Annotated in this window: 21 protein-coding genes, 1 pseudogene and 1 riboswitch; of the genes and pseudogenes, 14 read left to right on the forward strand and 8 right to left on the reverse strand. The window is 73.4% G+C overall.

The window, feature by feature from the left end; translation table 11 throughout:
• Positions 1-17 precede the first annotated feature (17 nt).
• A complete protein-coding gene (locus SNR22_RS12925; RefSeq protein WP_320066765.1) occupies positions 18-425 on the reverse strand; it encodes a hypothetical protein in 408 nt (135 codons plus the stop codon).
• A gap of 198 nt (positions 426-623) precedes the next feature.
• A complete protein-coding gene (locus SNR22_RS12930; protein ID WP_320066766.1) occupies positions 624-764 on the reverse strand; it encodes a hypothetical protein in 141 nt (46 codons plus the stop codon).
• Between the two features lie 411 nt (positions 765-1,175).
• Here SNR22_RS12930 and SNR22_RS12935 point away from each other — a divergent pair, with 411 nt between their 5' ends.
• Together SNR22_RS12935 and SNR22_RS12940 are read left to right on the forward strand one after the other, a co-directional pair.
• Positions 1,176-1,538, forward strand: coding sequence for an STAS domain-containing protein (locus tag SNR22_RS12935; protein WP_320066767.1), 363 nt, complete (start codon positions 1,176-1,178; stop codon positions 1,536-1,538).
• 217 nt (positions 1,539-1,755) lie between these two features.
• Positions 1,756-2,217 (forward strand): SRPBCC family protein, encoded by a 462-nt coding sequence (locus SNR22_RS12940; protein WP_320066768.1) that lies wholly within the window; start codon positions 1,756-1,758, stop codon positions 2,215-2,217.
• Between the two features lie 94 nt (positions 2,218-2,311).
• Here SNR22_RS12940 and SNR22_RS12945 read toward each other — a convergent pair whose 3' ends face one another.
• From SNR22_RS12945 to SNR22_RS12965, 5 genes and pseudogenes are all read right to left on the reverse strand, one after another.
• The gene (locus SNR22_RS12945; protein ID WP_320066769.1) at positions 2,312-3,397 is read right to left on the reverse strand and encodes a hypothetical protein; all 1,086 of its coding nucleotides are present in this window, start codon (positions 3,395-3,397) and stop codon (positions 2,312-2,314) included.
• Between the two features lie 4 nt (positions 3,398-3,401).
• Positions 3,402-3,531, reverse strand: a riboswitch (cyclic di-AMP (ydaO/yuaA leader).
• A gap of 209 nt (positions 3,532-3,740) precedes the next feature.
• On the reverse strand, positions 3,741-4,658 hold the full coding sequence (locus SNR22_RS12950) for a cation diffusion facilitator family transporter (RefSeq protein WP_320066770.1): 918 nt from the start codon (positions 4,656-4,658) through the stop codon (positions 3,741-3,743).
• Positions 4,659-4,762: 104 nt separating this feature from the next.
• The gene (locus tag SNR22_RS12955) at positions 4,763-6,880 is read right to left on the reverse strand and encodes a HelD family protein (protein ID WP_320066771.1); all 2,118 of its coding nucleotides are present in this window, start codon (positions 6,878-6,880) and stop codon (positions 4,763-4,765) included.
• Positions 6,881-7,058: 178 nt separating this feature from the next.
• A pseudogene (locus tag SNR22_RS12960) lies at positions 7,059-7,295 on the reverse strand (alpha/beta fold hydrolase); the annotation flags it as partial.
• A gap of 89 nt (positions 7,296-7,384) precedes the next feature.
• Positions 7,385-7,714, reverse strand: a complete 330-nt coding sequence (locus SNR22_RS12965; RefSeq protein ID WP_320066772.1) for a hypothetical protein — start codon at positions 7,712-7,714, stop codon at positions 7,385-7,387.
• A 346-nt stretch (positions 7,715-8,060) separates the two neighbouring features.
• On the opposite strand from SNR22_RS12965, the gene SNR22_RS12970 reads away from it, so the two are divergent.
• The 4 genes from SNR22_RS12970 (at position 8,061) to SNR22_RS12985 (ending at position 13,793) form a co-directional block, all read left to right on the forward strand.
• Entirely contained in the window at positions 8,061-8,552 is a 492-nt protein-coding gene (locus SNR22_RS12970; RefSeq protein WP_320066773.1) for a DUF3145 domain-containing protein, read from the forward strand.
• A gap of 86 nt (positions 8,553-8,638) precedes the next feature.
• Entirely contained in the window at positions 8,639-10,375 is a 1,737-nt protein-coding gene (locus SNR22_RS12975) for a glycoside hydrolase family 3 protein (protein ID WP_320066774.1), read from the forward strand.
• Between the two features lie 92 nt (positions 10,376-10,467).
• Positions 10,468-11,463, forward strand: a complete 996-nt coding sequence (locus tag SNR22_RS12980; RefSeq protein WP_320066775.1) for a glycosyltransferase family 2 protein — start codon at positions 10,468-10,470, stop codon at positions 11,461-11,463.
• The gene (locus tag SNR22_RS12985) at positions 11,460-13,793 is read left to right on the forward strand and encodes a hypothetical protein (RefSeq protein ID WP_320066776.1); all 2,334 of its coding nucleotides are present in this window, start codon (positions 11,460-11,462) and stop codon (positions 13,791-13,793) included. The genes SNR22_RS12980 and SNR22_RS12985 overlap by 4 nt, the downstream gene beginning before the upstream one ends.
• Positions 13,794-14,027: 234 nt before the next feature.
• On the opposite strand, the gene SNR22_RS12990 is transcribed toward SNR22_RS12985, so the two are convergent.
• On the reverse strand, positions 14,028-16,733 hold the full coding sequence (locus SNR22_RS12990; protein ID WP_320066777.1) for a PIG-L family deacetylase: 2,706 nt from the start codon (positions 16,731-16,733) through the stop codon (positions 14,028-14,030).
• 417 nt (positions 16,734-17,150) lie between these two features.
• On the opposite strand from SNR22_RS12990, the gene SNR22_RS12995 reads away from it, so the two are divergent.
• From SNR22_RS12995 to SNR22_RS13030, 8 genes are all read left to right on the forward strand, one after another.
• The gene (locus SNR22_RS12995; protein WP_320066778.1) at positions 17,151-18,314 is read left to right on the forward strand and encodes an ROK family protein; all 1,164 of its coding nucleotides are present in this window, start codon (positions 17,151-17,153) and stop codon (positions 18,312-18,314) included.
• A gap of 45 nt (positions 18,315-18,359) precedes the next feature.
• On the forward strand, positions 18,360-19,412 hold the full coding sequence (locus SNR22_RS13000) for an extracellular solute-binding protein (protein WP_320066779.1): 1,053 nt from the start codon (positions 18,360-18,362) through the stop codon (positions 19,410-19,412).
• A 159-nt stretch (positions 19,413-19,571) separates the two neighbouring features.
• Positions 19,572-20,648 (forward strand): ABC transporter ATP-binding protein, encoded by a 1,077-nt coding sequence (locus SNR22_RS13005; RefSeq protein ID WP_320066780.1) that lies wholly within the window; start codon positions 19,572-19,574, stop codon positions 20,646-20,648.
• Positions 20,645-22,441: an iron ABC transporter permease gene (locus SNR22_RS13010; RefSeq protein ID WP_320066781.1), complete on the forward strand. Its 1,797-nt coding sequence runs from the start codon at positions 20,645-20,647 to the stop codon at positions 22,439-22,441. Before SNR22_RS13005 ends, SNR22_RS13010 begins: the two co-directional genes overlap by 4 nt.
• Positions 22,429-23,376 (forward strand): creatininase family protein, encoded by a 948-nt coding sequence (locus SNR22_RS13015; protein ID WP_320066782.1) that lies wholly within the window; start codon positions 22,429-22,431, stop codon positions 23,374-23,376. Before SNR22_RS13010 ends, SNR22_RS13015 begins: the two co-directional genes overlap by 13 nt.
• Positions 23,373-24,326, forward strand: a complete 954-nt coding sequence (locus tag SNR22_RS13020; RefSeq protein WP_320066783.1) for an amidohydrolase family protein — start codon at positions 23,373-23,375, stop codon at positions 24,324-24,326. The genes SNR22_RS13015 and SNR22_RS13020 overlap by 4 nt, the downstream gene beginning before the upstream one ends.
• 64 nt (positions 24,327-24,390) lie before the next feature.
• On the forward strand, positions 24,391-25,848 hold the full coding sequence (locus SNR22_RS13025) for an argininosuccinate lyase (protein ID WP_320066784.1): 1,458 nt from the start codon (positions 24,391-24,393) through the stop codon (positions 25,846-25,848).
• A gap of 171 nt (positions 25,849-26,019) precedes the next feature.
• On the forward strand, positions 26,020-26,952 hold the full coding sequence (locus tag SNR22_RS13030) for an ROK family protein (RefSeq protein ID WP_320066785.1): 933 nt from the start codon (positions 26,020-26,022) through the stop codon (positions 26,950-26,952).
• Positions 26,953-26,983: the final 31 nt, after the last annotated feature.

The raw sequence follows: 26,983 nt of genomic DNA on the forward strand, positions 1-26,983 counted from the left end.
CGCCCGCTGGGGCCGGGTCAGCCGTCGCGGCCGCCGGGGGCGTCGGGCCGGGCGACGTCGACGAACTCGATGTCGTCGGCGGACGCCTCGCCGCGCCCACCGGCGGCCCGGGCCGCCGACCCGGCGGCCCAGCCGACCGCCGCGCCGACCAGCGCGGCGCCGATCAGCAGCGTCCACGGCAGGGCCGGCCGGCGGCCGGCGAGCGAGTCGAAGGCCAGTACCGCCCGGCGGCGGGCCTCCTCGGCGGCGGAGCCGACCAGGTCACCGGCGTCGTCGGCGAGGCCCGAGCCGTTGCGGCGGGCCGAGCGGGCGGTGTCCCGGACGCTGTCCCCGGCGGAGCCGAAGGCGGAAACCAGGTGCTGCCACGCCTGGTCCGCGATCCGCTCGGGCTTGCTGCGGCGTTCCAGCAGATCGGTTCCGAACATCGTGTTTACCTCCTCGGGGGTGCCGAAGCTTACGGGTGTTTCGACCTTCGGCGCGGGTATTTCGGACTTCGGCGTGCGGCCGGCTCGGGCGCTCCGCCCACCGGAATGGTCCGACGGTCCGTCCACCCCGCCAGTGCCCCACAGAGGGTGACCGCAAACCCGGTGCGTCGGCGGTCACGGCACCCGGGCCGGTGGTGGTCAGCGCAGGGACACCACCGCTGCGCCGCGGGCGAAGTCGTCGTCGTCATCGTCGTCGTCGCCCGCGCCGCCGAAGCCGCAGGCCAGCAGCAGGGCGAGCAACGCGCCGACACCGGCAAGGCCGGCAAGTCTCCGGATCATGATCGGTCCTTCCGTGGTACGGGTCGCGGACGACGCCGAGCCTAGGCTGCCCGGGCAAGGCCGCCGGGTCGTCGCCGCGCCCGATGGGTGACGCCGTCCGCCGTGGGGAGGGGATGGCCGCTCGTCGTCACGGCCCCGGCACCCTGCCCTCGGCGGGTTTGGGCACGCCGGGGGCACCGGGTGCGCGTGAATGTCGGGGGTCGCCGCTACCCTGGGTCGGCGACATCGACGGTAGGTCGCTCGTTTGATGAAGAGAATCCGAAAAGTCCGGATAAGGGGCAGCTTGCTGCGTCCTGGTCCATGAATTGCTCATCCCGAGGGGTGGCGACCGAGGCCGTCGGAGGAATACTCTCGGTCGCGGCCCGCGTACTGATGAGGCGCCCCGTAGAACGGGCGAGTGGAGGTGCTCGCGTGAGCCTGTCGATCGTGAAGTCGGTCCTGTCGGGTGGTGTCATCGAGATCGTCCCGCGCGGTGAGATCGACGTCGATACCGCGTACGAGGTGCGCGAAGCCATTGCCGAGGTGCTCGCCAAGGGGCGTCCCGCCCGCATCGAGCTCAACATGCGTCTCGTCACCTTCATCGACTCCGTCGGCATCAGCGCGATGGTGGCCGGCTTCCAGACCGCCGAGGTCAGCGGCGTGAAGTTGGTCGTCACCGAGCCGAGTCGATTCGTGCACCGGCAGCTCTGGGTGACCGGGTTGCTGGGCCTCTTCGGCGCACCGGAGCCCTACTACGCAGGTGCCGCCACGCCCGAGGTGCGGCCCGGGGCCTGAGAGCCGTCTCCCCGCAGGGGCGCACCCGGCGGTCGGCGGGGCGCCCGACATTCCCGCGCTCCGGGCGCGGGGGCGGTCAGGCGCCCCGTGCCCTGCGGCCGGCATTCCCGCGCCACATTCCTGAGCGCGGGACAATCCTTCGCTCGTGCGCGGGCGCGGCCGACCCGCGTCGGGCCGGCTCTTCCCTCTCAGGGGCGGGTGGGGCACGATCGAGGGCGTGCTTCGGCGAGACAGCTTCCAGTACTCGGTCCAGGCCCGCTGCCCTCGGGCCGAGGCGGTGGCGCTGCTCAGCGACCCGGCCAGGCAGGGCGAGCTGCATCCACTGATCGTGCGGGTGCGCCGGCTGCCGCCCCGACCGGGCACCCGGGCCAGCTACGCCATCACGGACCGGCTCGCCGCCGGGCCGGTGCGCTTTCTCACGACGTACCAGGCGGACGTGTTGACGGTCAGCGACGACGAGATCGTCATGGTGGCTCGGCAGTGGCCGGCCACGACGGTGCGTAACCACACGCTGCTGCGCGACGAACCGGGCGGGTGGGTCCGGATCGACGTGGAGATCAACCTCGCCGCCCCGGCGCCGCTGTTCCGGTACGCCTTCCGGCAGGCCCGTTCGGCGCACCTCGGGCTGGCCCGGCGGCTGGGCGAGGTGCTGGACCGCACCGCTGACGGCCCGGCCTGAACGGCGGGGCACTCGGTCGACGACCTGCGGTGTACCTGCACCGACGTGACGCCCCGGCGACCCGTCGTTCGTGGGCGGGTCGCCGGGGCGCGGGTCAGAGCACCGACAGGTGCACGTGGTTGGTGTGGTCGCTGGACGGGTCCCCGTTGCCACCGCTGTAGGACTTCCAGCCGCTGCTGGGCAGCCAGATCTGCTTGAACCAGATCACGTACAGCACGGCCAGCCTGTCGGCGTTGCGGATGTAGTACGCCGACAGGTTGTTGCCGTAGGTGCGGTCCCCACCGGAGGCCACCCCACCGAAGCCGCCTTTCTGGGCGGCGAAGTCGCAGGCCCGGCCCTTGGGGTGCTCGCCGGAGCCGCTGGGTCGGTGGCAGGAGACGTACCGGGTGAAGCCGGCCGCCTTGGCCTGCTGGAGCGCGTGCAGCGTCCGCGGGGTGATGCAGCCGTTGGCCGGGGTCGGGTCGTTCACGCTGCACGACTCCGACGGCCAGGATCCGTCGGGGTTGCGCTTCGCCGGGGCGGCGTTGGCGTTGGAGGTGCCCCGGTTCGACCCGCCGCCGCTGTCGCTGGCGGTGACCTTCTCCTCGGCCTTCTCGTTGGCCACGGTGAGGGCCCGCTCGGCCTGCTCCTTGCGCTTGCTCATCACCGCGACCTGCTTGCGCTGCTCGCGGATCTCGCCGTCGAGGGCCAGCCGGGTCCGGGCGGACTCGTCCCGGGTCTGCGTCAGGTCGCGCAGCACTCGGTCCTCGTTGGTGGCGACCGCGTCGAGCGCGGCGATCCGGTCCAGGAAGCCGGCGGGGCTCGAGCTGGTGAGCAGCGCGGAGATTGGGCTGAGCCGACCCGACTTGTACGCCACGCCGGCGATCTCGTCGACCTTGGCGCTGCGGACGGTCAGCTCCGCCTCGATCGTCTTGAGCTGGCCGCCGAGCTGCTGCTGCCGGGTGACCGAGCGGGCCAGGGAGTTCCTGGCCTCCAGGTAGCCCTTGCTGGCCGCGTCCAGTTGGGCGCGAAGGGCGGGCGTGCCGCCCTCCTCGTCCTGGTCGGGCGCGGCGAGCAGGCCGGTGGGCGGCGCCGCGCCGGCCGGGGCGACCGGCCCGATTCCAAGGCCGACGCTGAGCGTCAGCGCCAGGAATGCCGCCATCCGGGCGGCGGTCCTTCGTGCAGGTGCCACTACTGGCATAGGTATGTCCTTCCGTCAGCCGCCGACCGGGTTAGCTGACGGGTTCGGGACGGAAGATCCCTACCGCTCACGCGGATGCACCCCACGAACATGGTTCCCCGGCTCGCCCTTCGACGATTAGGCGGCGGCCACCGCAGGCGCCGGAGGGCGCCGCCCGGCGGAGGCCGGATCAGAGCTTACCGGTACGCAGGGGGCCGACGCTGCACCCGTGACGGATGGTGCGCGGACTAATGCCCCTGCACGGACTAATGCCCCTGCACGGACTAATGCCCCTGCACGGACTAATACCCCTAAAACCGGCATGAGGGTACGATACACCACGCTATGCGTGGGTGTGGGGGCATCACCAACCGGCTGGGCCGCAGCGGCCCGCCGACGCGTCGGGTTCCACCTGCAACGTGGCGTGCTCGATGCGGAAGTCCTCGTGCAGGGCGGTGCGGGCCGCGGCGAGCACCGCGCCCACCTCGGCGTCCGGCGCCATGGTCAGGTGGGCGGAGGCGACCTCCATGCCGGAGGTCAGCGTCCAGACGTGCAGGTCGTGCACCTCGACCACGCCGGGCACCGCTGCCAGCCGGTCGTGCACCGCCGTCACCTGGAGGTGCTCCGGCGCGGCCTGGACCAGGATGCGTACCGCTGCCCGGCCCAGCCGCCAGGTGCGGGGCAGGATGAACACGCCGATCCCGACGGCCACCAGCGGGTCCGCCCACCACCAGTCGGTGACCGTGATCAGCACCGCCGCGGCGATCACGCCGACCGAGCCGAGCAGGTCGCCCAGCACCTCCAGGTACGCCCCACGCAGGTTGATGCTCTCCTTCGCCCCGCTGCGCAGCAGGGCGAACGCGGCCAGGTTGGCGAGCAGGCCCAGCACGGCCACCGCGAGCATCGGGCCGGTGGTCACCTCGGTAGGGTTGCCGAACCGGCGGACCGCCTCGATGAGGACGTAGACGGCCACCCCGCTGAGCAGGACGGCGTTGCCGAGCGCGGCGAGCACCTCCAGGCGGTAGAGCCCGAAGGTGCGCTGGGGGTCGGCGCTGACCCGTCGGGTGGCGGTGATCGCGGCGAGCGCCATGCCGATGCCGAGCACGTCGGTGAACATGTGCCCGGCGTCGGAGAGCAGCGCCAACGAGCCGGTGCCGAAGGCGGTCACCGCCTCGACGATCATCAGCGTGGCGAGCAGCGCGAAGGCCGCCCAGAGTCGCCCCTGATGGCGGTCTGCGGCGTTCGCCACCGACCCGTGGTGGTGGTCATGACCTGCGCCCACGCCGACACCCTCCGTCTCTGATCCGGACCGAGCCCAATGTATGCTCACATCGCAATGTGTGCAAGTGATCGTCGGGTGTCCCCACCGGGCCGGCCAGGGGCGCCTCAGCCGGTCGAGTCGATCGTGGTGAGCCGCTGGGTGGCCCGGGACAGCGCCACGTACAGCGTCCGGACCCCGGAGCCCGGGTCTGCCCGGATCTCGCCCGGGGCGACCAGCGCGACCCCGTCGTACTCCATGCCCTTGGCCTCGAGGCTGGTCACCACCTGGACGCGCGGCGCGGCCAGCTTGGCGAGCCAGCCGGCGACCTCGTTCCGACGCGGCACCGGCGTGATCACCCCGACCGTCCCGTCCACCTCGTCGAGCAGCGCGGTGACCGCCGCGACGGTGGCCCGTTCCAGCTCGGCCGCCGGCACGGCCAGCCGGACCGGTTCCACCCCGGTGGAGCGGACCGCCCGGGGCAGCGCGAGGTCCGGGTAGAGCCGGCGGATCTCCTCCGCCGCCACCGCGAAGATCTCCGCCGAGTTGCGGTAGTTGGTGGTCAGCGCGAACTGGTGCCGGCGACGCCGGCCCAGCGCCTGGTCCCGGGCCCGGGTCAGCTCGTCCTCCGCGCCGGTCCACGCAGTCTGCGCCGGGTCGCCCACCACCGTCCAGGACGCCAACCGGCCGCGCCGGCCGACCATCCGCCACTGCATCGGCGAGACGTCCTGTGCCTCGTCGACCACCACGTGTGCGTAATCGCGGTAGTCCTCGGGGCGCTCCCGGGCCGCCTCGCGGGCCGCCCGCTGGCGGTCGGCCTGTGTGCTCAGCTCCCGCACGCCCCCGGCGAGCTGGAACGGATCACGGTTGGCCCGCTTCGGTTGCAGCGGCCGGCCCAGCAGCGCGTCCAGCTCGTCGAGCAGCGCGATGTCGGCGATCGTCAGCCCCTCGGTGTCCAACGTCCGGTACGCCTCGGCGAGCAGGTCGATCTCCGCCCGGGACAGGATCCCCCCGGCATACCGGCGCAGCCGGTCCGGTCGGGCCAGCCAGCCGAGCACGTGCCGGGGGTGCAGCCGGGGCCACCACGCCTTCAGGAACTCGCGGAAATCGGGCCGCTCGGCGATCTCGGCCTCGAACGCGGGCTGCTCGGGCAGCTGGCCGATGCTCAGCCGCCGGGCCTGCGTCCACAGCGCGGCGAAGACCCCGTCGAAGCCGGCCCGGCGCGCCTCGTTGCGGCGACCACCCCGGCTCAGCGCCCGGTCCCGGATGTCGTCGAGCTCCCGGCGCTCCAGCCGGAGCAGCCCGCCCCGGTACAGCAGGCGCAGCTCGCCCGGCCCGCCCGGCACCGCGTCCCGGGCCGCCCGCTCCAGCACCTGTCGCATCCGCAGCGACCCCTTCACCGCCGCCACCTCCGGCGGGTCGGTGCGGGTGGCGCTCATCCCCGGAAAGAGCGAGCCCAGCGAGTGCAGGGTCGCCGTCTCCTCGCCCAGCGACGGCAGCACCGAGGCGATGTACTCCACGAAGACCGCGGAGGGGCCGACCACCAGGATGCCGCCGCCGGCGTACCGGCTGCGGTCGGAGTAGAGCAGGTACGCCGCCCGGTGCAGGGCGACCGCCGTCTTGCCGGTGCCGGGGCCGCCGGAAACGATCGTCACTCCGGAGGCGGGGGAGCGGATCGCCTCGTCCTGCTCCCGCTGGATGGTGGCGACGATGTCCCGCATGCCCCGGCCGGTGGCCCGGGACAGGGTGGCCAGCAGCGCGCCGTCGCCCACCACCGCCATGTCCGCCGGGGCAGCCGCCGGGTCCAGCAGGTCGTCCTCGATCCGGGTCACCCGCTCGCGCGAGGACCCGATGGTGCGCCGGCGCACCACGCCCATCGGCTGCGCCGGGGTGGCCTGGTAGAACGCTGCGGCGGCCGGGGCCCGCCAGTCCACCACCAGCGTCTCCGCGTCATCGCTGCGCACGCCGAGCCGCCCGACGTGCAGCACCTGCCGGTCGCGCAGGTCCAGCCGGCCGAAGACCAGCCCCTCGTGCTCGGCGTCGAGCGCGTGCCGGCGCCGGGCGGCGTGGAAGACCATCGCGTCCCGCTCGACCAGGGCGCCGAAGTTGCCCACCCGGGCCAGCCGGTAGCCGTCCTTCTCGGCCTGGGCGGCTGAGCGGCGCAGTTCGGCGAGGCGGGTGTACACCCGGTCGAGATGCCGCTGCTCGACGGCGATCTCCTGCTCCAGGGCGGTCTGGTCGGTCACGCACATGCTCCTCGCAGACGGCGGCGGACGGCCGCGCCGGAGCGCGGGCCGCGCGCCAGGCTAACCGGAGAGATTACGGCCACCGGCCGACCGGGACGCGGGGCCATGCCGGCGACGCGATTCAGCCCACGTCCGCCGGCCCCCGTCACCCTGGCCCGACCCGTGTTCGGAGGGCCGGTCAGGCCGGGTTCGGTGCACCCGTCGGGCGGGGAAGTTCTGCGTTCGGCGCGTCCGTCAGTAGCCGGTGCAGCACGCCGACCACGACCGCGTTCACCTCGTCCGGCCGTTCCATCATCAGCATGTGCCCGCCGCCGGGGCAGACGGTCAGCTCGGTCGCCGGCCGGGCCGCGGCGATCGACTCCGCACACGGCGGTGGGGTCAGCCGGTCCCGGTCGCCGACCAGCGCCGCCGGCGGATCGGGCGTCACCGGGTCTTTCGCGAACGACGACGAACCGCCCGCCGGGATGACCCGGCGGGCGGTTCGTGGTGTCGCGGAGGTGGGGATCAGCCGCCGAAGACGCCGGCCTCGGCGAGGCGCTTCTCGGTGGCGTCCCAGCCGTGGTCCGGGTGGGCCTCGGCGAGGTTGTTCAGCTCGACTCGGATCTTGGCGGCGTGGCCGGCGGCGGCCAGCACCCGGATCTCCTCGACGAAGGCATCCGAGTCGGTGCGCAGGTGCGCGGTCTTGCCGTTGGTCAGGTTTCGCACGTAGGCGTTCTTGCCGCCGTTGAGCGGGATGAGGTACTTGAACTCGCCCAGCACGCTGAGGGCGCCACCCTGGCCAGCCTGGCCGGCCCGGACTGACGCGCGCGCGGTCTTAGAGGTGTTGCTCGCCACGGAGGTACTCCTTGAGACGTACGGGAGGACGGTAACGTCCGGGGGCTGTGGCGGGTGATGCCGGAAAGGGCCTCGGCCCGCCAAAGTTGTGCGCGGCAGAAGCCGCCGGGAGAACTTTACACGACCCCGATGCCTGGCTGGTCACCGTGCCTGTCTGAAGGGCATAACCAGCGGGGCCGCCCGGGCATTCCGGCCGGCCCCGACCGGCGGATTTCCCGCTCCCGGGGCGGCGAATTCTCCGATTCCCTGGCGCACCATCCGTCACAGGAGCCATCATGTGTTCCAACAACCACTCGGGTGGTCGAGGTCGTAGGGGAAGACGCACCTCGCTCTCCGGGAGGTCACCGTGCCAACGCGTGGCGTCGTATACGTCCACTCGACCCCGCTCGCCGTGTGCTCACACGTCGAGTGGGCGATCGCGCGCGTCCTCGCCGCGCCGGTCAACCTGCAGTGGACGGCTCAGCCCGTCGATTCCGGCGCCCGGCGCGCCGAATGCGGGTGGACCGGTCGCCCGGGGACGGGTGCCGAGCTGGCTGCTGCCCTCCGACAGTGGCCCATGATCCGTTTCGAGGTGACCGAGGAACCGAGCGCGGGCGTCGACGGCGAGCGCTTCATGCACGTCCCGGGCCGGGGCCTGTTCCGCGCCACCGTCGGCGCGGCCGGCGACATCCAGCTCGGCGAGGACCGGCTGCGCGGCCTGATGGCCGCAGCCCGGGCCCCGGAGGCGCTGGCGCACGCCCTCGACAAGGCTCTCGGCACCGCGTGGGACGCCGAGCTGGAGCCCTACCGGTACGCCGGCGACGGTGCCCCGGTGACCCTGCTCACCCGCGTCGGCTGAACCGGGCCCGCCGGGCGTGCACCCAGGGGTGACGGCGACCGCCCCGGCGCCGGTTGGCTTGCCCCGATAAGGGGTGGACTGGTGGGATGGATCCCGTGCCGATTACCCCGCGACGTGCCGGCGTCGCGCTCGCCGCCCTGACCGCCGTGCTTGTCACCGGGTGCTCGGGGGAGCCGGACCGACCCCGTCCCACGCCGTCGGCCACCACGGCCGCAGCCGCCGGCCCGACCGCGTCCGGCGGCCCGACCGCCGCCGACCCGGCCGCCCGCGCCGCGGCCCTCGTCGGCGCCCTCACCGACGAGGACCTGGTCGGCCAGGTCCTGATGCCGTACGCGTACGGCAGTTCGGCGACGAAGGTCTCCGACGGCTCCGCCGCCGGCAACCGGGCCCTCGCCGGGGTGGCCACCCCGGCGGAGATGGTCGCGAAGTACCGGCTCGGCGGGCTGATCCTGGTCGGCTTCAGCGCCGACGACCCGACCGCCGGCAACCAGGCCACCACCAACGTCGACAACCCGAAGCAGGTCCACGAGCTGACCACCGGCCTGCGCGATGCCGCCGGGAAGCTCCCCACCGGCGCGGCGCCCTTCCTGATCGGTGCCGACCAGGAGTACGGCGTGGTCACCCGGATCACCGACGGCGTCACCCTGCTGCCCAGCCCGATGGCCGCCGGGGCGGCCGGTGACCCGGCGCTGACCGAGGCGGCCTGGCGGGCCGCCGGCGCCGAGCTGGCCGCGATGGGGATCAACATGGACTTCGCCCCGGTCGCCGACGTGCTGGTCACCCGCAGCGCGGTAATCGGCTCCCGGTCCTTCGGCGCCGACCCGAAGCGGGCCGCCGCACAGGTCGCCGGCGCGGTGAAGGGGTTGCAGAGTGCCGGGGTGGCGGCCAGCGTCAAGCACTTCCCCGGGCACGGCCTGAGCGCCACCGACTCGCACAAGGACGTCCCGGTGATCCCGCAGAGCCGCAAGGCGCTCGGCCGCACCGCGTTCCCGCCGTTCACCGCCGGGATCGAGGCCGGGGCGCTGGCGGTGATGTCCGCCCACCTCGACGTCACCGCCCTCGACCCGGGCACCCCGGCCACCTTCTCCCACAAGATCCTCACCGACGTGCTGCGCGGCCAGCTCGGTTTCCGGGGCGTGGTGGTCACCGACGGGATGAACATGCCCCCGGCCAAGCGCTGGGCGCCGGGGGAGGCGGCGGTGCGGGCCCTCAAGGCCGGCAACGACCTGATCCTGATGCCCCCGAACGTCACCCAGGCGTACGACGGGCTGCTCGCCGCGCTGCGCGACGGCTCGCTGCCCCGGGCCCGGCTGGTCGAGGCGGTCACCCGGGTGCTGACCATGAAGTTCACCCTGGCCGACCGGCCGGCCCCGGCGATGTCCACCCTGAACAACCCGGAGCACCGGCAGGCCGCCGAAGCCCTCGCGGCCGGCGCGGTGACCGCGCTGCGCGGCTCCTGCACCACCGGCGTACGCGGCCCGGTCACCGTCACCTCCTCCGGCGGCCGGGAGAAGACCCGGGCCGTGTTGACCGACGCGCTCACCGCCGCCGGGGTGAAGGTGGTCCCGAGCGGCGGCGCGAAGGTGCACCTCGTCGGGTACGGCGACGGCACCGCCGACCTGCGCGGCGACGCCGCGGTGACCGTGGCCATGGACACCCCGTACCTGCTGGGCAGGGCAAAGTCGCCGACGCTGCTGGCCACGTACTCCTCCAGCCGGGCGTCGATGACGGCGCTGGCGAACGTGCTCGCCGGCAAGGCCCGACCGGCCGGCCGCTCGCCGGTGCCGGTCTCCGGGCTCCCCGCGACGGTCTGCGCCAACTGACGCGGAGGGCCTGCCCTGACGGGCCTTCGGGCCCCGACCCGACTGGTAGCGTTCGGCTGTCCGACGGCTGAGTAGAAGACGGAGGCCAGCCCGTGACGCGACCGGAGCCGGCGCTGTCCGTCGTGGTGCCCATGTTCAACGAGGAGAGCGTGCTGCCGCTGTTCGCCCGGCGGCTTCGGGCGGTCCTCGACGCCCTCGACGAGCCGTACGAGGTGCTGGCGGTCGACGACGGCAGCACCGACGGCACCGCCCCCGGCCTGGCCGGGCTGCGCGCCCGCTGGCCGCAGCTGCGGGTGCTGCGGCTGCGCCGCAACAGCGGCCACCAGGCGGCCCTGGTCGCCGGGCTGCTGCGGGCCCGGGGCCGGTATGTGGTCAGCATCGACGCCGACCTCCAGGACCCGCCGGAGACCATCGTCGAGCTGCTGCGCCGGGCCCGCGCCGACGACCTGGATGTCGTGTACGCAATCCGCGCCGACCGCAGCCGCGACACCCGGTTCAAGCGGTGGACCGCCGCCGGCTACTACCGACTGGTACGGCGGCTGGTCGGCAAGCAGGTGCCCGCTCAGGCGGGCGACTTCCGGCTGCTCAGCCGGGCCGCCGTGGAGGCGCTGCGGGAACTGCCCGAGCGCAGCCCGGTGCTGCGGCTGGTGGTGCCCTGGCTCGGCTTCCCCAGCGGCGAGGTCGCCTACCAGCGCGAAGAGCGCGCAGCCGGCCGGACGAAGTACCCACTGTCCCGGATGGCCGGGCTGGCCGCGGAGAGCGTCACCAGCTTCTCCGCCGCGCCGCTGCGGGTGGCCACCTGGCTCGGGCTGGCCGGGGTGGTGATCTGCGGGGTGCTGGTGGTGGTGACGGTGGTCGCCTGGCTGGCCGGGGTCACCGTCACCGGCTGGCCGTCGCTGTACGTGGCGATCCTCTTCCTCGGCGCGCTGCAGCTGCTCTGCCTCGGCCTGCTCGGCGAGTACGTGGCCCGGATCTACACCGCCGTGCAGGCCCGCCCGGCGTACTTCGTGGCCAACGACACCGACGCGGACGCCGACGCGGCGGTCATCACCGACGGGCGCGCCGAGTTGGCCGACAGTCTCCGATGACCGCCCTGGCCACCGGCGGCACCGAGCCGTCCGGCCCCGAGGGCCCTGCCGCCGCCCCCGCCGACCTGTCCCGCACCGGCGGGGTCACCACCGCCGGGGCCTCCCCGCCGGCCGCCCTGCGATACGCCCCTGCCATCGCCGGCTACGCCCTGGTCGCGACCGTCCTGCTCGCCACCGGCACCCCCCTGCCCGAGCTGGCCCGGTGGACCGGGTACGTCCTGCTGGCCGTGCTGCTCCCCGGCACGCTGGTGTTCCGGGTGCTGCGCCGCCGACCGCACACCCTGGTCGAGGACCTGGCGTTCGGCGCGGCCGTCGGCCTGGTGCTGGAGTTGGCCGGCTGGGCCGTCTTCACCGCGGCCGGGGCACCCCACCTGCTGTGGCTGTGGCCGTTGGCGGTCCTCGCGCCGTTCGCGGCCGTGCCCCGACTGCGCCGGCACTGGCGGGCGTCCGGGTACGCCCCGGTGCCGACCGGGTGGGCCTGGTCGCTGGCCGGGGTGGTCGCCGGGTTCACCCTTTACCTGTACGAGTCGTTCCTGCGGGTCAACCCGGTGCTGCCCACCGACGAGGGGCAGGCCCAGTACATCGACCTGGCGTTCCAGCTCTCGATCGCCGGGGCAGCCACCCACCAGGTGCCGCTGGACGTGCCGCAGGTCGCCGGGGAGCCACTGCACTACCACTGGTTCGGGTTCGCGCACTTCGCGGCGGCCAGCCTGGTCAGCGGCGTGGACCTGCCCACGGTCTTCTTCCGACTGGGCGTGCCGACGCTCTGCGCGCTCGCCGCAGTGCTGGTCGCGGCGGTCGGCTGGCGGATCACCGGCCGCCCGTACGTCGGGGTGGCCGCCGCCGCGCTGATGTTCACCGTCGGCGAGTTCGGCTACGAGAACGGGGTCCGGCAGCTCTTCGGCACCCAGGCCACCTTCATCGTCTGGGGCAGCCCGTCGATGACGTACAGCTGGGTGTTGCTCCTGCCCCTGCTGGCGGTGCTTGGCGAGTTGGTCGGGCGGGCCCGGGGGTCGACGGTGCCGGCGCTGGGGCGCGGCGTGTGGCTGCTCGCGGCGCTGTTCCTGGCCGCCTCGACCGGGGCGAAGGCCAGCACCGTGCCGGTGGTGCTGGCCGCGCTGGCGTTCACCGCAGCGGTGTCGCTGGCGTTCCGCCGCAGGCTGCCCCGGGCGGTGCTGGCGGCGGCCGGGCTGGCGCTGGCCGCGCAGCTCTTCGCCACGGCCGTGCTGTTCGCGTTCGAGAGCCACGGCGTGACCGTCGACCCCTTCTCGGGGCTGCGCCCGTACGTCCCGCCGGGGCGGCCGGCGGGGACGACCGCACTGCTGTGGGTGCTGACCCTCGTCGCGTTCCTGCTCAACCTCCAGCTCCGGCTGGCCGGGGTGCTGGCGCTGCTGCGGCTGCGCCGCTGGCGGCTGGAGCCGGTGCAGGTGTTCCTCCTCGGCGGGGCGCTCGCCGGCCCGGCGATCTACCTGCTGGTCGGGCACCCGGGCAGCAGCAACCAGTACTTCACCCGGGCCGGATTCGCGTTCGGGGTGATCCTCTCCGCGTGGGGCTGGGCGGAGCTGCTGGACCGCGCCGCCCTCGGCGCCCGGGGCCGGGCGCTGCTCGGCGCGGGGGCGGCCGGGTTCGCCGTGCTGCTCACCGCGATCCAGTTGCGCTTCCCGGCGGCCTCGCCGGCGACCCCCTCGTACGCGTCGGTGCTGCCGTTGCTGACCTGGGCGGCGGCGCTGCTCGCGGTGGCGCTGCTGGCGCAGCTGTGCTGGCCGGCGTTGGTCGGGCGCTGGCCGGGCCTGGCCGGCCGGGGCCCAGCGGTGCTGCTCACCGCCGCCCTGGTCGCGGGCGCGCCGGGGCTGGTGCTGGACGCCACCGCCGCCCACCGGTTCCCCAACGGCGGGGCGTACCCGGTGGAGTCGATGCCGGCCGCCCGGGTGTCGGCGGCCCGCTGGGTACACGAGCAGAGTGACCCGGGCGACGTGGTGGCCACCAACGTGCACTGCCGGGCGGTGGTCAGCGGCTGGTGCGACGCCCGATCGTTCTGGCTCAGCGGCTACACGCAGCGATCGGTGCTGGTGGAGGGGTGGGCGTTCGCGCCCCGAATGGTCGGCCTTCCGGGTGGCCCGTACGCGCCGTTCTGGGACCAGGAGCGGCTGCGGGCCAACGACGCCGCGTTCACCGCCCCCACCGCCGCCGGCCTGGCGGAGCTGCGTGACTCCTACGGCGTCCGCTGGTTGGTCGCCGACCGCCAGGTGGCCCCGGAGTCACCGGCCCTGGCCACCCTGGCGGACCTGCGCTACACCAACGCCCGAATGGCCGTCTACCACCTCCGCTGACCCCCCGCCCCCACCCCACCCCGCCCACCACCGCGCGCCCACCGCCGCGCCGTTCCGCAAATTCACGGAATGTGTGGCTTTGGGGCGCCGAATGGCCACACATTCCGTGAATTTGCGCGGACCCGGGGGTGAGTGAGGGGGAGGGGTGGCAGCCTGCCCACCCCTCCCCAACGTTGATCCTCATGTCACCCGGAGCGGCCCGACCTCACGCGGTACGGAGCTCCGAGTCCCTCGTCAGCGCAGGGGGAGCTGGCGGGCCAGCGCCGCGCCGTTCGACTCGAACGCGGCCAGCAGGGTGGTCGGCCTGCCGGCGGCGACCGGGACCGTGACGGTCACCGAGCGGTTGGCCTTCAGCTCGACCGTGCGGTCACCGAGGGCGGCGTTGCCGTCCCAGGCGTACAGGTATGCCGTGCCACTTTGGTCGGCCCGCAGGGTCACCTGGACCCCACCGGCCACCCGGCGCTGGTCGGTGAGGCGCAGGGCCTTCTCGGGCAGCTTGGCCACGGAGGCCGGGGCGACCCCGTCCACCGCCGACTGGGCGACGGTCTGCGGGCTGTGCACGCTGCGGGCGGAGGTGTCCGGGAAGACCGGGGTGGTGGGCTGCCGAGCCGCCGGGGTGTACCCGGGCAGGGTTGCCAGGCCGTATCGGTACGGGTCGGCGCGGACGCCGTTGAAGGTGGACCAGCCCAGCCGGGACTGGGAGCTGAGGTCCTGGGTGTCCGAGTCGTAGACCAGCACGTTGAAGCCCATCCGGGCCGGGTCCACCGCGTCGGGCAGCACCGCGAACGGGATGCTGGTCTCGATGGTGTACCCGGTGTACGGGCTGCTGACCTTGCTGACCACGGTCATCCCCGGCGCGGTGGTGGCGCCCGGACCCTGCCGGTTGTCGGCGTCGCGCTGCCAGCACGGCGGGTCGCCGTTGGCCGGGTCGTCGGTGACCGGGAAGATGCCGGCCTTGAAGACGGTGGAGGTGTCCGCCGAGTTCCCCTTCGGGTCGACGATGATCTCCACGCTGTCGGTGCGCCGCTGCCGCTTGCAGTCCTGCGGCACGACCTTCGTGCCGAGCACGTCGTCGGTGACCTGCACGAACACCTTCAACGCGTCGGCGGTGAAGGCGATGCGGCCCTTCGCCGAGGCGTCCTGCGGGGTGGTGGCCTGACCCTCCCAGATCCGGGACAGGTCCAGCTCCTCGCCGGAGTACTCGCCGGGGGAGGCCACGCCGTCGACGGCGTGCCCGTCACCGGCCTGCGGCACCTCGGTGGTCGGCACGATCTCCAGGGCGCCGGTTTCCACGGTGCTGCCGGCGGCGCTGGCGGTGGTGATGGTGATGCCGTAGTCGCCGCCCGTGCCGCCCTCGTTGGCGGTCGGCAGGGTGGCGTCGGTGTTGGTGACGGTGAAGGTGACCGCCCCGGACGCGCCGGGGGCCAACTCGGCGTAGCTCTTCGTGGCCGCGTCGGCGGTGAAGCCGGCGGGCAGGCCGAGGGTGACGGTGCCGCTTCGGGCGGCCTCGCCGTGGTTGCGCAGGTCGATCCGGACCGACCGGCTCTTGCCGGAGCCGATCGTGAGCACCGGCTTGATCAGGGTGTCGAGCTGCGGGTACCCGCTGTCGCCGGCCCACTGCCGGAACACGCCGACCTCGTCGAGCGGCTCCAGGGTGCCGCGCACGTCGGCGACGATCCGGACGGCCCGGTCGGTGCGGCCGGTGCCCTGGCGGGTGCTCAGGGTCGCGCCGACGAGCTGCTGCTGGTTGGTTGCGGCGTCGGCCGGAACGGTGACGGTGAACGTCGCGGTCCGCTCCTTGCCGGCCGGTACGGCACCCTGCAGCGCGCCGGAGCCGGTGGCGGTCCAGCCCTGCGGTAGCCGCAGGTCGATCCGCGGCGTGGACAGTGCCCGGTCCCGGGGCGCTCGCACGTGCGCGGTGACCTTGACGGTCTCGCCGGGGGCGAGGTCGAACCGGTCGGTGGTGAGGTACAGCTCGGAGCCCTTGGGCAGCCCGCCGGCCGCGTTCGGCAGCACGGAGCCGCGCAGGATCGCCTCGGGGGAGGTGTCCGCGGGGTCGTACGGGACGCGGCTGTCGATCAGGGTGTAGAAGTCGCAGCGAATCCTGGTCGGGTCGGTGGCGGCGGCGGCGCTGTTGGCCCAGCCCTGGGTGACGTACTCCCGGCGGGCGTCGACCTCGATCTCGGCCCAGGTCTTGCCGGTGGTGCTCTGGGTGCCCTCCCAGACGCCGAAGACCTGGTCGGTCGGCACGGTGGGGACGAAGCTGGTGGCGCACTGCGGCCCGGCGGCCGAGGTGCCGGTGCCTCCGGAGCGCATGAACTTCGCCGCCCGGAACGGCTTGAGCCCCTCCTTGCGGAGCTGCTCGGGGAAGGCGGTCGGGTCGGCGGCGGCGTGGAACGCCTCGGCGGCGAACCGGGCGGCCTGCTGGTGGTTGCCGTGGTTGCCCGGGGTCGGCGACGGGTTCATCGTCATGATGACCTCGGGCCGGGTCTGCCGGATCACCCGGACGATCTGCGCCAAGGTGTCGTCGTGCCCCCAGATCTGCTCGGACAGCGGCGCGGAGGCGGTGTACCAGAAGTCGACCCGGTCGAGGTTGTAGAGGTTCTCCACCCCGGCCTTGCCGATCGCGGTGCGTTCCTCGCGCTCGCGGATGATGCCCAGCGGGGGGCCCTCCTCGAGGCCGACGGCGTTGCCGCCGCCCTCACCCCGGGTGATGGTGACGACGCCGGCCTTCGCGCCGTAGCGCTCCTTCCACTGGCCGAGCGTGGCGAGGCTGCCGGCCTCGTCGTCGGGGTGGGCGCTGACGAAGAGAACGTCCAGGTCGACGGTGTCGGCGGACCGGCCACCGGATTTGTCGACAGGGGAGGCGAGGGCTGCGGCGGGCACCCCGGACAGGGCCAGGGCGAGCGCAGTGGGTAGCAGGAACGCCTTGATTCGCATGCAGATCCTTTCGGAACTACCACGGGTCCGGGCAGCGGCCACCGTCGTCGGACGCGGGGCGTCGACGCGACGGTCGTGATCGGACGGCGAGGGGTGGGGACGGGACGGTGGGCGTAGCCGGACGCCAGGTCACCGGGTACAGCAGCGGCACGGAGATCCGTACACACTGGAAGGCCTTCGCTTCGTGACGCTAAGGACCGGTGCGGCTGCCAGTCAATGCCTTGCAAGGACTTTCTTTCTTTGCGAAAGAAAGAAAGTGCGTCCGGTCTATGTCGCGGAGCACTGGAATGACCAGCCCCGCTCCCTCCGGTCAACGCCGCCAAAAGGGGATGTTCTCCCTGCTCTCGCCGTAGGGCGGCCGGGGCCGAGACGCTTTCGTTACTTGACTCTATAGTTCGTTCGCCGTAGGAAGGAAGTGTGACTGACGTGGTGACGCCACCAACGAGCCCGGTGAGCCGGGAGCGGTCGAAGGAGATCAAGCGGATGTCCGTGATCTCCACCGCCCGCCAGGTGCGGGTGCTCTCCCGGGCCGAGCTGACCGAGCTCACCGGCCTGAGCCCCGCCACGCTCACCCCGCTCGTGCGCGAGCTGATCGCCGAGGGGTACCTGATCGAGCGGGGCCCCGGGGCGTCCCGCGCCGGCCGCCCCCGGACGATGCTGGAGTTCAACCCGCGCGCCGAGCTGGTCGCCGCGGTCTCGCTGGAACCGTCCCGGATCAGCTGCGAGATCGCCGACAGCGACGGCATGGTGGTCGCCCACCGGGCCGTCCGGCTCGCCGGCGACATCATCGACACCATCTGCCGCTCCGTGCCGGAGCTGGCCGGCGAGGGCCTGCCGGCGTTGCGCGGGGTGGCCATCGCCGCGCCCGGCGTCTCCTCCGGCGGCGCGGTCCGGCTGGCCCCCTCGGTCGGCCTCGTCGATCCTCGCCCGATAGGGGAGTCCGTGCAGCGGCGGCTCGGCGTGCCGGTGGTGGTGGACAACGACGTCAACCTGATGGCGGCCGGCGAGCACGCGGCCGGCGCCGGCAGCGATGTCGCCGACCTGCTGCTGCTGCACGTCGCCGACGGCATCGGCGCCGGCCTGGTCCTCGACGGCCAGGTCCGCCGGGGCGCGGGCGGGGCCGCCGGCGAGGTCGGTTTCCTGCCGCTGGACCCGGCCGACCGGGGCCGCGACGGGATCGGCCCGTTCGAGGCCCGCTGGTCGGAGAACGCCATCGCCGAGCGGATGGTGGCACTGGCCCCCGGGCGGCGGCCGGACGCCCCGGTGGCCGCCCTGGTCGAACTGGCCCGCTCCGACGCGCGGGCCGCCGCGTACCTGGACGAGGTGCTCGCCGCCTGGTCCCGGCTGATCGTCTCCTGCGTCTGCGTCGTCGACCCCGGCCGGGTGCTGCTCAGTGGAGCCGCCACCCAGCTCGACGACGCGGCCGTCGACCGGCTCCAGAGCCTGGTCACCGCCACCGCGCCGAGCTCCACCGAGGTGCGCCGGGCGGTGCTCGGTGACCGGGCCGTGCTGCACGGCGCGGTCAGCTACGCGCTCTCCGCCGCCGCCGCCGGCCTGCCCACCCTGCTACCGAGCCCCTGACCCAACGAGTCCCCCCGCTTTTCCCTTCCCCTCGGAGGTACACCCATGAGACGTCGTCTTCTCCTCGCCGGTGCGCTCGCCACCGTCCTCGCCGCCGGCACCGCCTGTGGCGGTGGCGGCGGTGACGACGACGCCGCCGGCGGCGCGAGCGCCGAGAAGCTCACCATCTACACGGCCCGCGACAAGAAGGTCTCGACCTTCGTGGTGGACCAGTTCACCGCGAAGTACCCCGAGTACAAGGGCAAGGTCGAGATCCTCAACCTGGGCGCGCAGGAGATCCTGGAGCGGGTCCGGGCGGAGAAGGCCAACCCGCAGGCCGACGTCTGGTGGGGCGGCACCCAGCAGGGGCTCTCCGCCGGCGCGTCCGAGGACCTGCTGACCGGCTGGCAGCCGGCGTTCGCCGGCAAGATGGACGCCAAGTACAAGGACGCCGAGGGCCGCTGGTTCGGGGAGATCCTGCTGCCCGAGGTCATCATGTACAACAACAAGGCGCTCACCCCGGAGCAGGCCCCGAAGGACTGGGACGACCTGCTGAAGCCGGAGTGGAAAGACAAGATCATCATCCGGGACGTCGCCGCGTCCGGCACCATGCGGTCCATCTACTCCGCGATGATCATGCGGCAGTCTCCGGACGGCAGCAACCCGCAGCCCGGGTACGACTGGCTCAAGAAGCTCGACGCCAACACCGGCTCGTACGCGGCCAACCCGGCCGACCTGTACCTGAAGCTCTCCCGCCAGCAGGGCACGCTCAGCGCCTGGAACCTCCAGGACGTGCTGCTCCAGGCCAACCAGTCGAACATGCCGTTCGGCTACGTGATGCCCGCCTCCGGTGCCCCGGTGCTGGTCGACGGCATCGCCGCGGTCAAGGGCGGCAACACCACCGGCGCGCAGAAGTTCATGGAGTTCCTCTTCGACGACTCCCTCCGCGCCACCCTGGCCAAGGACTACTTCCAGATTCCGGCCGTGGAGATCGCCGAGAAGCCGGAGTGGCTGGCCCAGCTCAACCTCAAGCCGCTGGACGTCAACTGGGACGTGATCGGCAAGAACGAAACCGAGTGGATCAACCACTGGAACAGCCAGATCAAGAACAAGGGCTGATCACGCGTACGCCGGGGCGGCGGTGGTGTGAGAGGGGAAACCCTCTCCACCGGAGGCGTTGAGAAGGGCACCCTCCTTCAGCCTCGGCCGCCCCGGTGCGCGTGTCCCGGCCCGGATGGGCGAACCCGGTCCCCGGTACTGCATGAAGGAGAGGACATCATGATCGATGTCACGCTGGAGTCGGTGAGCAAGCGCTTCGCGCGCGGCGGCGACACCGCAGCCGTGGACGACGTCGACATCACCATCGCCGCCGGGGAGTTCTTCACCCTGCTCGGTCCGAGCGGCTGCGGCAAGACCACCACCCTGCGGATGGTGGCCGGGTTCTACTTCCCCACCTCGGGCCGGATCCGCTTCGGCACCGAGGACGTCACCCGTCGGCCGCCGAACAAGCGCGACACCGGCATGGTGTTCCAGAACTACGCGCTCTTCCCGCACATGAGCGTCGCGCAGAACGTCGCGTACGGGCTGAAGATCCGCAAGGTGAACCGGGCCGAGTCGAAGCGGCGCGTCGAGGAGGCGCTCGGCCAGGTGCACCTCGCCGGGTACGGCGACCGGCGCATCGACGAGCTCTCCGGCGGCCAGCAGCAGCGGGTGGCGCTGGCCCGCGCCCTGGTGATCCGGCCGAAGACCCTGCTGCTGGACGAGCCGCTGTCCAACCTCGACGCCAAGCTGCGCGAGGAGACCCGCACGGAGATCCGCCGGATCCAGAAGGAAGCCGGCACCACCGGCATCTACGTCACCCACGACCAGGCCGAGGCGATGGCCATGTCGGACCGGATCGCGGTCATGCAGTCCGGCCGGGTGCAGCAGATCGGCGCCCCGCAGGAGATCTACCACCGCCCGGCGACCAGCTTCGTTGCCCGCTTCATCGGCCGCAGCAACGTGCTCACCCTGCCGGTGCTCGCCGTCACGGCGGAGAGCGTCACGGTGGGGCTGCCCGGCGGCGGCGGGGAGATCGTCGTCCCCGCGCCGGCCGACCACGGCCTGAGCCAGGGGGAGACCGCCCTGATCTCCGTGCGCCCCGAGCACATCGGCCTCACCTCGACCACCGACCCGGGGGCGCTGCCCGGCCGGATCGTCGACGTGGAGTTCACCGGCATGGCCACCAACCTGATCGTGGACACCGCCGGCGAGCAGGTGCAGGTGGCGGCCGTCGACGTGCCGGCCGGGCTCACCGCCGGCGACCAGGTTGGGCTGCGGCTGAACCGCGAGCGGATGTGGGTGGTGCGCCCGTGAGCACCATCCCCGCGACGCCCAGCCCGGCCACCATCGCCCCGGTGACGAAGGAGCCGGCGCCGCCGCCACCGGGCCCGCGCCGAGGGCTCGCCGCCCGCTTCGCCGGTGGCACCGGCTCCCGCTGGTTCCCGTACGTGCTGGTCTTCCCGCTCGCCCTGGTCCTCTTCGGGTACGTGGTGCAGCCGATGTTCGCCACCTTCGCCGAGAGCGTCGGTGTGGACGGGGTGGAGAACTACGGCAGCTTCCTGACCAGCGATGGGGTGGCCCGTTCCGCCCTGGTCACCTCGCTGATCATCTCCGCGGCCAGCGTGCTGCTCTGCGGGGTCGTCGGCGTGGCGATGGCGTTCCTGCTCAAGCGGTTCTCGTTTCCCGGCCGCAAGCTGATCGAGGCGATCATCCTGGTGCCGGCGGCCCTGCCGCCGCTGATCGGGGCGATCGCGTTCCAGCTCCTCTACAGCGAGACCGGCATCCTGCCGCGCGGCCTCCAGCAGCTCTTCGGCGCCGAGAACCCGGTGCTGCCGTTCAGCGGCATCGCCGGCGTGCTGGTGGTGCACACGTTCACCATGTACCCGTACTTCTACCTCTCCGCCTCGGCGGCGTTGGGCGGGATGGACCCGTCGGTGGAGGAGGCGGCGTACAACCTGGGGGCCGGTCGGGTCCGGGTCTGGCGCACGGTGCTGCTGCCGATGCTCACCCCGGCGCTGGTTTCGGCGTCGCTGCTGGTCTTCATGACCTCGCTGGCGTCATACACCGCCCCGCTGCTGTTCGGGGTGGACCAGACGATGACCATGCAGATCTACATCAACCGCACCAACGGTGACCTGCCGATGGCGTCGACCTACGCCTCGGTGCTCGGCGTGGTCTCGGTGCTGTTCCTGCTCGGCATGCGCTGGTACGAGGGGCGGCGCAGCTACCGCTCCCAGTCCAAGGGCGTCGCCGCGCACCGGCGCGAGATCACCAACCCGCTGGGCAAGTGGCTCGCCCTGACCGCGTCGTTGCTGGCCACCGCCGTGCTGCTGGCCCCGGTGGCGACCATCGCCCTGGTGGCGTTCTCCCAGGACGGCTCATGGACCACCGAGGTCATCCCGGCGCAGTACAGCATGCAGAACTTCGTCACGATCTTCTCCGAACCGAGGGCGTTCCAGCCGATTCTGAACTCGCTGCAGATGAGCCTGATCGCGACCGTCGCCTGCGTCGTGATCGGCGTGCTCGTCGCGTACGCGGTGCGCCGGCTGAACTTCCGCGGCCGGGGCCTGCTGGACGTGGCCGTCATGCTGGCCTGGGCGCTGCCCGGCACGGTTGTGGCGATCAACCTGATCTCGGCGTTCAGCACCGGCAACGCGTTCAGCTTCGGGCAGGTGCTGATCGGCACCTTCTGGATCATGCCGCTGGCGTACTTCGTGCGGTTCCTGCCGCTGGTGTTCCGGTCCAGCTCGGCCGCCCTGGCGCAGCTCGACCCGTCGCTGGAGGAGGCCGCCCGAAACCTCGGCGCGTCCTGGTGGCGGGCGTTCGGCACGGTCACCCTGCGGCTGATGCTGCCGGGCGTGCTGGCCGGCGCGCTGCTCGCCTTCGTGCACGGGGTCGGCGAGTTCGTCGCCTCGGTGCTCATCTACACCTCGGAGACCGCGCCGATCTCGGTGGAGATCAACAACCGGATGTACTCGTTCGAGGTCGGCACCGCCGCCGCGTACGGCATGCTCCAGGTGGTTTTGATCTTCGTGGTGATGGTGGTCTCCGGCCGGCTCGAGGGCGGCGGACGGTCGACCCGGGAGGCGGCGAAATGGACGGCATGACACAGGTGACCCCCGACAGCGACCACATTGCCGCCTGGCTCGCCGGCGGCGGGCTGGTGCCCGTCTCCCGGGTCCCCGGCGGGGAGCTCACGGCGGTCGCCGAGGCGGCGGACTTCGCGGTGCTGCCGGTCGGCGCGGTCGAGTGGCACGGCCCGCACCTGCCGCTGGGCACCGACCTGATCCTCGCCGAGGGTTTCGCCGCCGAGAGCGCCGTCGGCTCCGACACTGGCCCGCGCGGGGTGCTCTTCCCCGCCGTGCCGTACGCCGCCTGCCCCGGGCAGACCCGGCCGTGGCCCGGCACCGTGGCGATCCGGCCGGAGATCGCGGTCGGCTACCTCGCCGACGTGATCGCCGGGATCGTCGCGGCCGGGTTCCCCCGGCTGCTCATCGTCAACGGGCACGACGCCAACATGTCCACCGTCCGGGCGGCCATGGAATGGGTCTCCGGGCGACACACCGCCAGCCTGCTGCTGGTCAACTGGTTCCAGCTCGTCACCCCCGCCGAGACCACCGAGCTGTACGGGCCGCTGGTCTCGCGCGGCCACGGCGGGGCGTACGAGACCTCCGGGGTGCTCGGCTTCGACCCCGGTGCGGTCCGGCTCGACGCGGTCGACGACCTGCCGCCGAAGCCGAAGCTGCCGGTGACCCACCCGTACGTGCTGGTGGAGTCCCGGCCCGACCCGTGGCAGGGCTGGTCGGGGTACATCTCGCTGGCCGACGAGCCGGCTGGCCGGCGGGTCCGGGAGCTGGCCGGGCCCCGGCTGCGCGAGATCGTCGCCGCCTGGGTGGCCGCCGAACCGCCCGCCCCGCCCACCGTCGCCCCGCTGCCGCCCCAGTTCGCCGCCCCGCTGCCGCCCTTGGACGCAGCCCCCGCCTCGTCGGTCGCCGCCGTGCTGTCGCCAGCGGTCGACGGTCCGTCCGAGGGAGCCGCATGATCGTCGAACGCGGACTGGACATCGTCGATTTCCACCTGCACTTCCGGATCGCTGCGGACCCGACCATCCAGGCGTGCGAGCACGCCGCCGGGATGCACCCCGGCGGCGAACACGAGCGGGCCGTCCGGGCCGCCGCGTCCGCCCCGTACGCCCGGCAGTGGCGGCAGGCCTGGGCCTTCCCCGACCCGGAGCCCCCGGCCGAGCGGTGGGAGGACGAGGCCGACCGGTGGGCCGAGGAACTGCGCCGGGTGCACGTCCGCCGGGCGGTCTTCGTCACCGGCGGCGGCAACGACACCGTCGCCGACGTCGTCGACCGCCACCCCGACCTGCTGCTCGGCTTCGCCCACCACGACCCGTACGGCCCGGACGCGGCCGGCGAGCTGGACCGGGCGGTGACCGAGCGGGGCCTGCGCGGGCTGAAGCTCTTCGCCCCGCTGCTGCGTGGCCCCCTCGACCACGCCGACCTCGACCCGCTCTGGGTCGCCGCCCAGCGGCTCGGCGTGCCGGTGCTCATCCACATCGGGCACTACGGCAGCGCCGGCGGCCTGAGCTTCGGCCGCTACGGCGGCCCGGACGAGCTGGCGCGGATGGCCCGCCGCTTTCCCGAGCTGGCGGTGGTGGTGCCGCACTTCGGCGTCCAGCACGTCCAGGACCTGCTCTTCGCCGCCTGGGGCTGCCCGAACATCCACGTCGACACCTCGGGTTCCAACCAGTGGGTGCGCTGGATGCCGTACAAGCTCACGCTGGAGGAGCTCTTCCGGCGCTGCTACGAGACCATCGGCCCGGACCGGATCGTGTACGGCAGCGACTCGTCGTGGTTCCCGCGCGGCTACGTCACCCGCTACCTCGACGACCAGCTCCGGATCTGCCGCGAGCTGGGCCTGCCCGACGAACACCTCCGCGCGATCTTCGCCGGGAACGCCGAGCGCCTGCTCGGCTCGCACGAGTAGACCGGCTGACGCCGAGCGCGGCGAGCGGTGCCGCGCCCGGCCTGGAAGGAAGCAGAGACCACCCATGAGCACACCCGCGCTGACCACCTACCAGCGGTACCACCTGCGGCCGACGTACGACCACCACGTCGGGTACCTCTTCCCGGCGATGGTGCGGGCCAGTCAGGCGCACGTGGTCATGCTGACCGAGCAGGGGCTGATCCCGGCCGACCGGGGCGCCCGACTGCTGCGCGGGCTGGCGCAGCTGCACGCCGACACCGGCCCCGCGCCGGCGTTCGACGGCAGCTTCGAGGACACCTACTACCTGATGGAGTCCCGGATCGCGCAGGCGTGCGGCATTCCCACGTCCGAGCTGGACGTGCAGATGGCCCGCAGCCGCAACGACCTCGACGCCGGGGTGTTCCGGATGCTGCTGCGCGACCAGCTCATCGGGGTCCTCGACCGGGTGCTCGCCACCGGGGCCACCACCCTGGACGCCGCCGAGCGGTACGCCGACGTGGTCATCACCGGCTACACCCACCGCCGGCCGGCCCAGCCCACCACCATCGGTCACGCCCTCGCCGGGTACGCCGAGGCCCTGGCCGGCGAGGCCGTCGCGTACGCCGACCTGATCGAGACGCTCAACACCTCGCCGCTGGGTTCCTGCGCCTTCGCCGGCACCGACCTGGACATCGCCCCGGCCCGGGTCGCCGAGCTGCTCGGCTTCGACGGCCTGATCACCAACTCGTACGAGGCGGTGGCCGGCGCCGACCACCTGGTCCGGGTCGGCACCCTCAATGCCCAGGCCCTGGCCACCGGGGCGCGGCTGGCCCGCACCCTGATGGACTGGCTTACCTGGCGCTGGGTGACCACCCCCGGTGACTTCACCCAGGGCAGCAGCATCATGCCTCAGAAGCGCAACCCGGTGGTGCTGGAGCACCTGGTGTCGATGGCCGGCGCGACCGCCGCCGACGCCGCCAGCGTGCTCAACAACGTCGGTGCGGCATGGTGGGAGGACTCCAACAACGCCACCACCGACGTGCAGGTGCGGCTCTGGGACAGCAACGATCGGGCCGACCGGTTCTTTGCCCTACTCGGGGGCTTCCTCGCCGAGATCGCGCCGCTGGAGCCGCCGTCGCGGGAGGAGATCGTCGCCTCCGGGGCCACCACCACCGCCGCCGCGGACGCGCTGACCCGGCACGGGGTGCCGTTTCGGGCCGCCCACTCGGTGGTCGGCCGGCTGGTCCAGGGCGGTGCCCCGGACAGCTGGACTCCCGAGGGCGTCCGGGCTGCGGCGGAGGGCATCACCGACCGGCTTGACGACGACGCGATCGGGGACCTGATCGCCGCCGCCGTCCGCCCCGAGCTGGTGCTCGACCGGGCCCAGATCGACGGCCCCGGCGCGTACGCCGTCCGGGCCCAGGTGACCGTGCTGCGCGGCACCTTCGACACCGTCACCGGCCGGCTGGCCGGCGTGCGGGACCGGCTCGCCTCGGCCGACGAGGCGCTCGACGCCGTCGCCGCCGAACGGGCGGCCCGATGAGCGGCCGGACGGGCGGCCCGATGAGCGCGGGTCGCGTCGTCGCGGGCGGCAGAATCGTCGTCGTGGGCGGGAGAATGACGCCATGAGCGCGAGGATCGAGTGGCGCGGCGTCGGCCGATGGCGGGGCGGGGTGCAGGCGAGCGCCGCGGTCACGAACGAGAGGACGGCGCCGTGAGCGTGCGGTTGGCCGGCCGGGCCGGCCAGCCCGTGCCGCTGGCCGGCGACCGGCCGGTGCTGCTCGGCATCGACTTCGGCGGCACCAAGATGGCCGTCGGGGTGGCCGACGGCGAGGGCCGGCTGCTGGCCTGCGAGCGCGTGCCCACGTACGCCGAACGGGGTGCCCCGCAGGCCCTGGACCGCGCCCTGGACCTGGCCGCGAGGCTGGTGGGGGAGGCCGGCGGGCCGGTCGTGGCGGCCGGCATCGCCTCGCCCGGGGTGGTCCGCCCCGACGGCATCGACCTCGCCCCGAACGTGCCCGGGTGGGACCGGCTCCGGCTGGCCGACGCGGTCCGCGACCGGCTCGGCGTGGCAGTGGTCGCGGTCGACAACGACCTCAACGCCGCCGCCCTGGCCGAGCTGCGGCTCGGCGCGCTGCGCGACGTCGACCCCGGCCTGGTGGTCGGCCTCGGCACCGGGGTCGCCGCGGCGATCACCGTACGCGGGATGGTGCTGACCGGCCGCCACGGCGCGGCCGGCGAGATCGGGTACGCGGTGGCCGGCGGCGGCCCCTGGCCCGGCACCATGCTGGAGCTGGACTTCTCCGGTCGGGCCCTGGACCTGCTCGCCGACGACCTCGGCGTGCCGGGGGCGGCGGCCGGGCTCGCCGCGGCCGCCGTGCGGCCCGGCCCGGCCCGGGACGCGCTGACCGCCCGGGTCGACGAGTTGGCCCGCCACCTGGTCACCTGCTGCCTGCTGCTGGACCCGCAGCGGGTGGTGCTGGTCGGTGGCGTGGCCGGCAGCGAGCTGATCCGTGGCCTGCTGGTCGAGCGGCTGGCCGCCGTGCTGCCGTACCGGCCGGAGGTGGTGCTCTCCGGCTTCGCCGACGACGCCGCGCTGCTCGGCGCGGTCGTCCTGGCCCGCGAGGCCGTCCCGGCCCCTCGCTGACCCGCGAGGCCGTCCCGGCCCCTCGCTGACC

The organism is Micromonospora sp. RTGN7, assembly GCF_033804645.1.
Taxonomy (GTDB): Bacteria; Actinomycetota; Actinomycetes; order Mycobacteriales; family Micromonosporaceae; genus Micromonospora.